5 protein-coding genes and 2 pseudogenes are annotated in these 7,357 nt (G+C 56.2%); 2 read left to right on the forward strand and 5 right to left on the reverse strand.

Annotation, left to right across the window (positions count from 1 at the left end; all coding sequences use genetic code 11):
• Positions 1 to 782 (forward strand): Bug family tripartite tricarboxylate transporter substrate binding protein (locus tag D3A59_RS24305; protein ID WP_119157896.1); only part of this gene is annotated, 782 nt, incomplete at its 5' end.
• 142 nt (positions 783 to 924) lie between these two features.
• Here D3A59_RS24305 and D3A59_RS26550 read toward each other — a convergent pair.
• Positions 925 to 1,310 (reverse strand): annotated as a pseudogene (locus D3A59_RS26550) (hypothetical protein); the annotation flags it as partial.
• Here D3A59_RS26550 and D3A59_RS24315 point away from each other — a divergent pair.
• Positions 1,310 to 1,497: pseudogene (locus D3A59_RS24315) on the forward strand (transposase); the annotation flags it as partial. The pseudogenes D3A59_RS26550 and D3A59_RS24315 overlap by 1 nt on opposite strands.
• Positions 1,498 to 1,753: 256 nt before the next feature.
• Here the strand turns inward: D3A59_RS24315 and D3A59_RS24320 are convergent.
• The 4 genes from D3A59_RS24320 to D3A59_RS24335 form a co-directional block, all read right to left on the reverse strand.
• Positions 1,754 to 3,874 carry a putative bifunctional diguanylate cyclase/phosphodiesterase gene (locus tag D3A59_RS24320; protein ID WP_419187279.1) on the reverse strand — a complete coding sequence of 707 codons (2,121 nt, stop codon included), beginning with the start codon at positions 3,872 to 3,874 and terminating at the stop codon, positions 1,754 to 1,756.
• Between the two features lie 673 nt (positions 3,875 to 4,547).
• Entirely contained in the window at positions 4,548 to 5,048 is a 501-nt protein-coding gene (locus tag D3A59_RS24325; RefSeq protein WP_119157898.1) for a GAF domain-containing protein, read from the reverse strand.
• A gap of 2 nt (positions 5,049 to 5,050) precedes the next feature.
• Positions 5,051 to 7,042, reverse strand: coding sequence for a diguanylate cyclase (locus D3A59_RS24330; RefSeq protein WP_119157899.1), 1,992 nt, complete (start codon positions 7,040 to 7,042; stop codon positions 5,051 to 5,053).
• The coding region (locus D3A59_RS24335) for a methyl-accepting chemotaxis protein (protein ID WP_240636200.1) at positions 7,043 to 7,357 on the reverse strand (315 nt) is incomplete at its 5' end. It abuts the gene before it with no gap.

Raw genomic sequence — 7,357 nt, forward strand, 5'->3', positions numbered from 1 at the left:
TAACTCCGTCCGGGGTCAGGGGAATCTCGCTCTCAATCTATTTGCGCAACAAAGCCAGTCCTGCCGACGGATACACACTACTGGTCGGATCGAGCAACGAAATGGCGGCCACTGGCTTGGTCAACAAGGCGCAGCGTTACTCGCCGGAAAAGGACCTCGTGCCGCTAGGCCTGATTGCCACAGCGCCGGAGATGTTGGTCGCGTCGCCCAAGACGGGCGTCAAGAACCTCAACGAATTCTTCGCCTTGGTGAAAGCCAGCCCAGGAAAGTTCAACTATGGCAGCTCTGGCGTCGGTTCGACCCTGCACTTCGCAACAGAACTGATCAAGCAGCGTGCTGGTATCTTTCTCACGCATATTCCCTATCGAGGCACCGCGCCGTTGACGAACGACCTCGTGGGCGGCTCGCTGGACTTCGCCATGCTGTCGCCGACTGCGGCCGCGCCCTTCATCCAGGCAGGCCGCATCGTTCCGCTGGGCATCACCTCGGCCAAACGTTTACCGACGCTGCCGCAGGTGCCCGCGCTCGGCGAGCATGCGCTGTTGAAAGGCTACGAGCTCAACGGCTGGTTTGCCATGGCGGGTCCGAAGGACCTGCCCGCGCCCATCGTGGAATCCCTGCGTACGGCACTCTCCACCGGTCTGGCTGACCCAGCCATTCGCCGCCGGCTGGAGGAGGGTGGAGCCATTCCAGCCACGGGCAAGGAAGATCTCGCTGCCCTAATTCGCGAAGACATGGCGAAGTACGCTTCGCTGGTCAGGTTCGCAAACATCCAAGAGTGAAATCGTCAGAATTGTGCATGGCTATTGCCGAGCCGGTCCGCATTTAAAATGATGAAGTTGAAGGGCGCCGCATTTGTGCGGCGCCCTTTCCTTTTGGGCGCCTGCGCACACAAGAAAACTTGGCCCCGATTTAGTCTTACTGTCATAAGCGTAGCGGGCGCCTGCACGAGCCGCAGAATGGACATTGCCCCATTTCAAGGAGCAGGCAGGCGCTGAGCCGCAGTCGTAGCGTCGTGATCGAGTTCGGGACGTGACGCTGTGTGCGACCGAGCGCCCGGGGAACGTAATCTCGGGGAAGCGCAGGCAGCCGGCGTTCGAGGCGCGGATTTTTCCCTCTTCGCCGTCTGTGGCGTTGTGCTCGTTGCTCAAGCGCTGAGCGACGAGGAAGCCGTAGGCGGCGATAGCGAGGCTGGCGTGATGGTGGAAGCCCCGCCAGCCTCGGCCCTCGTAGTGCCCGAGCCCCAGATCCTGCTTGAGGTCCTGGTAATCACGCTCGATGCGCCATCGCAGGTGCGCTACCCGCACGAGCTTATGCAATGCTGCGCATCCACTTCATAGACAGTAGTGGTTCACGCTGAGCGATCCGGCCATGGAAGAGGCGCTGCACGACGTGCCGCTGTTTTGCGAGTTCGCGGGCTTGGGCAACGGGCAAGCGCAGCTGCCCGGCGAGAGGACGATCCTCGGGTTCCGCCACTTGCTGGAGCGGCATATGCTGCGCCGAGCAGATCTTCGCGAGGTCTCTGCATGGAGCCGCACTGCGACAGTCAACTGGCTTCATTGGCGCCGTCGCAGCCTCGTGAAAACCAAGATGTGCTGACTCAACTTGCTGGGCGAGCGCGTCATGGTCCGCACCTTCGATCGCCAGGTCGCAGGTGCTCGCTGCAGCGCTTAACCGCTTCACCGCGCTCGGCCGGCCGCAAATGGTAGCAGTGACATAACTCCGCCGGGGGGCAGGGATATTCAGCCTCAATTCAATTGTGCAAAGCTGATTCTCTAAACAAAGCCTTGATTAAATCCGTAGCTGGCATCGGACGCGAAAATAGAAAGCCCTGCTGCTCATCGCAGCCAAGCGCGTTCAGCACATCGCGTTGCTGTTGCGTCTCGACCCCCTCTGCTACTACGCGTAGGCCCAGTGCATGAGCGAGGCGCACTATGGCGTCGACAATCGCCCTCGCATCATGATTATCTGCAATGTCCTTTACGAACATGCGATCTATCTTCAGTTCGCGCACACGCAGTTGGCGTAATGAAGCGAGGCTTGAATAGCCGGTTCCGAAGTCATCAATCGACAGCCTCACGCCGATCGCCGTGAGTTGCTCGATGACCTGCTGTGTCTCCAGACTGTTCTCCATGGCTGCCGACTCAGTAATTTCGCACACTAGCTGCCGTGGGTTAACGGCATGTTGCAGCAGGGCCGAGTGCAGCTGTTCAACCAGATCGGTCTGCCTCAACTGATGCACAGAGAGATTGACTGAGACCGTGAGTTCTACGCCCTCAGCCTGCCAAGCGGCAATTTGGCGACAGGCCTCGTTGATAACCCAGTTGCCCAGTGGAATGATGAGGCCGAAACGCTCGGCCACCGGGATGAACACGTTCGGGCCGATAGGACCTCGTACCGGATGACTCCAGCGCAGCAGGGCCTCGACGCTTAGGATTTTCCCAGAACGACCGTCGACCTTGGGCTGGTAGTGCAGGCGGAGTTGACCGTGCTCGATCGCCTCACGCAGGGACTGGCGCAACTCGACCTGTCCTGAGACATCCTCGTGCATATGAGGTTCGAACAGCGCGAAGGCACCGCCACCCGCCCGCTTGGCGGCATACATTGCAGCATCGACGTCGGCGATTAACATCTCGCGCTGGCCCCGATCCGGATGTACTAGTCCCCCGATCGAGCATGACAGCGAGACATGTCGGCCACCCCCCTCAAACGGGGCGTTCATCGACTCAATCATGCGCAGCGCTAGACGCGCGAGGTCGGACCCGTCTTGGATTCCCTCAATTAGTACAACGAACTCGTCGCCGCCGAGACGTGCCAGCACATCATGTTCGCGCAGGGCGGAGCGCAGCCGCGTGGCCACCTGCTGCAGCACAACGTCACCAACAGCGTGCCCATAGCTGTCGTTTACGGGCTTGAAGCCATCGAGGTCGATGAACAGCAGGCCCAGCTTCGGGATCGCCCTGCGGTCGAGCCGCTCCAGAGCTCCGGCTAAACGCTCCTGGAACAGCGCCCGGTTGGCAACGCCGGTGAGCGAATCGCGATGCGCCATCTGCTCGAGCTCGGTTTTGGCCCCCTTCAACTGCTCGCTTGCAGAGGCGAGGGTAGCGGCTAGGCGCAGTGCTGCACCCTGCATGCGTGCCTCGAGTGTTGAGGCAAACAGCCCCATGCACAGCAGGAGCAAGCAAGCGGCAGCGACAAGCAAGCCAAGATCACGACCGCCTAGACCATCCCGGCTAAGGCAAAGGGTGTCTGCAGGGAAGCCCGCGGCAGCACTGCCGGTGTAGTGCATGCCGCTGATAGCCAAACCCATCACCAGCGCAGCCGCCAACTTCACAAGCTGACCCTTGCGACCATCGACGCTGCGCATCCAAAAGAAGATGCGCAGCGCGGCGGCGGAAGCCGTGGCAGCAATTAGGGCTGAGGCCAGCACCAGCAGAGGGTTCCAGACAATGGGCACTGACATTTCCAGCGCAGCCATCCCGGTGTAGTGCATTGCACAGATCCCACCGGCCATCAGACTCGCTCCCGCTAGCAGTGCCCTTCCGCTCAGGTGCGAACGTCCCGCGATATGCAGCGCGAGCCCGGACACTGCGACCGCCGCGATCCAAGACAGCACGGTTACGATGGGATCGTAGCCCAGCTCGACTGGCAGCGACATCGCCAGCATGCCGACGAAGTGCATCGACCAAATGCCGGACCCCATCACCAGCGCTCCAATGACTATCCACACAAGCGCAGACCGCCCGTTTCGGTTCTGGACGCGTCCCGCTAGATCCAGCGAGACGTAGGATGCGAAGAAGGCGATTAGTACCGACAGTGCGACTATGGGGAAGTCATATCCGGGCTGTAATAATTCTAGAGAGATTGGTGGCACGCACAACTTTCATAAGGCCGATATTGCATCTTGACCCGAATATTAATTTTATGTCTTTTGAAAGACTATCGACTCAAAGATTTCCATCTCCCGCCAATTTTTAACAATATTGGCATTTTTATTTCAGTGATATACGAAACAGGTCAATCTCGCCTCTGCATAAAAATGCTTATCGCCACCGATTGAAAAATTCAATTATATTTTTTAATGGGACTCTTTTGTTTCGGGAATACTTCTGAAAATGAGGCCGCCGTGAAGATTTTTGCAAATGGCAAAAAATAGCTGATTTTTTGCGATTCTCTGGCGTCGACATAAAAATGCGCACAAAATAGAATTTTTGCTTAAATTGAGTTAATTGAACCCACGATTCGGCTAGAAGATTGACTTCTCCTGCCTCGCGCAGAATTTTTTCAAAACACGCAAGCTCGAAACTGTATTATCAAAGTTCCGCGCGGCTTTGCAGCAGCGACGATACAATCGACCAAATTCAGTGTGGCCAGCTACAGGTAGTTCTCGACGGCGGCCCGCACAGCTGGCAGGTCATGCTCTCGCAGTTAACCGTACGCCGGCCTGTAGGTATAACTCGGTGTGAGGTGGATGTGGAAAGAAAGAGCTGGGTGAGCTTGACATGGGAAAAAATTGGTGCCTAACCCTATGACGGAAGTCATGCTTTCTAGCCTTCTGCAGAAGGTTGGGTCTGGAAGTCCGACGCAGCTAGATCACGTAATGCATTGAGTATTTGCAGTTGGAGGCTGCTAAGTTTCCGTGGTTTTGTATCAATGACACAAAGAACGCCTATGCGCTTGCCGTCCGGAGACTTTACGGCCGCTCCAGCGTAAAAACGAATTTTTAATCCTTCTGTTACAAGTGGGTTATCGAAAAATCTTTCATCGTCGAGCGCATCTTCGACGATAAAAATTTCGTCATTGGCGATGGCATGCCCACAGAAAGAAATGTCGCGTGGGGTTTCATTCACCTCCAACCCTATCTTGGCCTTAAACCACTGACGCCTATCGTCAATAAGTGAAAACGCTGCGATGGGCATATCAAACTGCTCGGCGGCGTACCGGACCAGCCAATCAAAGCGCTGCTCCTGCGGGCTATCCAAAATGAGAAGATTTCTCAGAGATTCCAGGCGTTCGATTTCGTCATTTAGAACGGGAGGCGTGAGCATATTCAGTTTTCTATCAATTTTTTCCGTCGTGCTTCAGCATCATGCGTGATGCTAATGTGGGATTTGCTAGCCTCATGCACATGGGTGCGATTCCGTCCGCCCTTCTTGGCCTGATATAGGGCCTTGTCCGCCCCATTAATCAATTCTTCAGCGTCGCCTACTTCAGTCGATGCAATGGCGTTCACTCCGACGCTAACGCTTAGCTGCATTAGCGGACTACCCTGATGCTCTATGTATAGAGAAAGCACTGCGCAGCGAACTAACTCTGCAACAGCCTTGGCGCCTAAGTTATTCGTGTTGGGAAGGATTATGGCAAACTCCTCCCCCCCCCATCGTGCGGCTAAATCACCGGGGCGTCGCTCCGCACGCTGAAGAGCCCCTGCCACACGCTTAAGGCAAATATCACCACCCCCGTGGCCGTACAGGTCATTAAACTGCTTAAAGTAGTCAACATCTACCATCAGCACGGCGAGCGGCTGGCCGCTGCGGTGCGCGCGCTTGAACTCAGAATCCAATATTTCGTCGAAATGACGACGATTGGGCAAACCAGTTAGTTGATCGAATGCAGCGAGGGCCGCTAACCGCTGATTGGATTGATCCAGTTGCTTGTATGCCTGCTGCATCGCGACTTCGACACGTTTTCGCCCAGTAATGTCTGTCTTAATCTCAATGAATTGGAGCGGCTTGCCATTCTTGTCCAAAAATGGAACAACAGTGCTCTCTACCCAATAAAGACTGCCGTCCTTGGCGCGTTCGCATAATTCGCCCTTCCAGACTTGCCCTTGTTGCATGGTTCGTCGCATTTCCTTGAAAAGAACTGCGGGATGTACATCCGAATGGGTAATGCGGAAATCCCTGCCATTCAGCTCCTCGTGCGTGTATTTCGAGAGCGTACAGAATTTTTGGTTGGCGTAGAGGATTTGGCCATTCGAATCAACAATGGAAACAAGTGCATGCTCGTCCAAGGCGCGCTCCATATCTGCTGAGCGACGATGGGCAGAGCTTAGTTGCAACAGAATTTCGCTCTGTTTTCTAAGTAGGCGATGGATAATCGCACCTGCAACAGCAATGAGTAATATTAGAAATCCGAAGATGATAAAACTGAAAATAGCTTTACTGCGCCAAGCGCTCAATGCTTGGTCCGTCGAAGTCCCGACGATTGCCATCACCGGAAACGTCGTCGAATGTACGAAACTATTTTGCCTTTCAATTTTGTCTATTGGGGAGGCGGCCCGCATGCTGCCGCGAACGCTGCGCGACAGAAAGTCGCGAAAGACTGGCGTGTCCTTGAGACTCGCTCCAATGGCTGACTCGACATGAGGATATCGGGCCAGCACTATTCCATCATGCGAATTGATTGCAACGAGACCATTGGTGCCTAAGTCCAACTGTTGAAAGCTGGCTTGCCAGTGCTTCACAGACACTGCTGCGACCACGACACCAAGGAAGGCTCCCTTCGGCGTGTTGACGCGACGGGAGGCGGGAACCACCCATTCGCCATCTGGTAATGCTCTAAATGGTTTACCAATGTGGAGTACGTCACGAGCGGTTCTGCGATGGAAATCAAAGAAATCTTGCTGAAGGGCTGAGTTCTCTTGACGGGCGGAAGTGTAACTGCTGACGACGAGCTGGCCTCCGGCGTCGTAGACGTATATCTCGTGCAGCATAGGTTGCGCATGAATGCGCTCTAAAATAACGTCGCGAAGTACAGCGGTTGTACTTGAGGTCTCCCATGTGGGAATCGACTCTATCGTTCCCACAATAAGGCTGACTAGAGTCTCCGCCTGCTGAAGTGACTCCTGTACCTCGTTCAACACCGAGGCGGCGAGGTTGCGGCTCGTCTGTTCAGACTGACCCATCGCGGCGCGGTACGCCTCCCACTCGTAGAGGGCTACTGCAATTCCCAGCGCTGAGCAAACGAAAACCAGAAGAGCGCTTACCCAGTGTGTGGCAGACCCGGCCACCCATTTTTTATTGCTACTTACAAAATTCATTTACGCGTCAACCCGGAAAGCATTCATCAGCGTACCGAGCCGTGCGGTCTGCTCGCGCAGGCTCTCGGCGGCGGCGGCTGACTGCTCGACCAGCGCGGCGTTCTGCTGCGTCATCTGGTCGAGCTGCACCACAGCCTGGTTGACCTGGCCGATGCCTTGGTTCTGCTCGGTGGCGGCGGCGCTGATCTCGCCGATGATGTCGGCCACGCGCTGCACCGAGCCGACGATCTCCTGCATCGTCCGCCCGGCGTCGGCCACCAGCCGGGAGCCGCCCTCGACCTGCTCGACCGAGGCGCCGATGAGCGTCTTGATCTC

Origin of the sequence: Caldimonas tepidiphila (assembly GCF_003569765.1) — a bacterium.
Classification (GTDB): Bacteria; Pseudomonadota; Gammaproteobacteria; order Burkholderiales; family Burkholderiaceae_C; genus Caldimonas; species Caldimonas tepidiphila.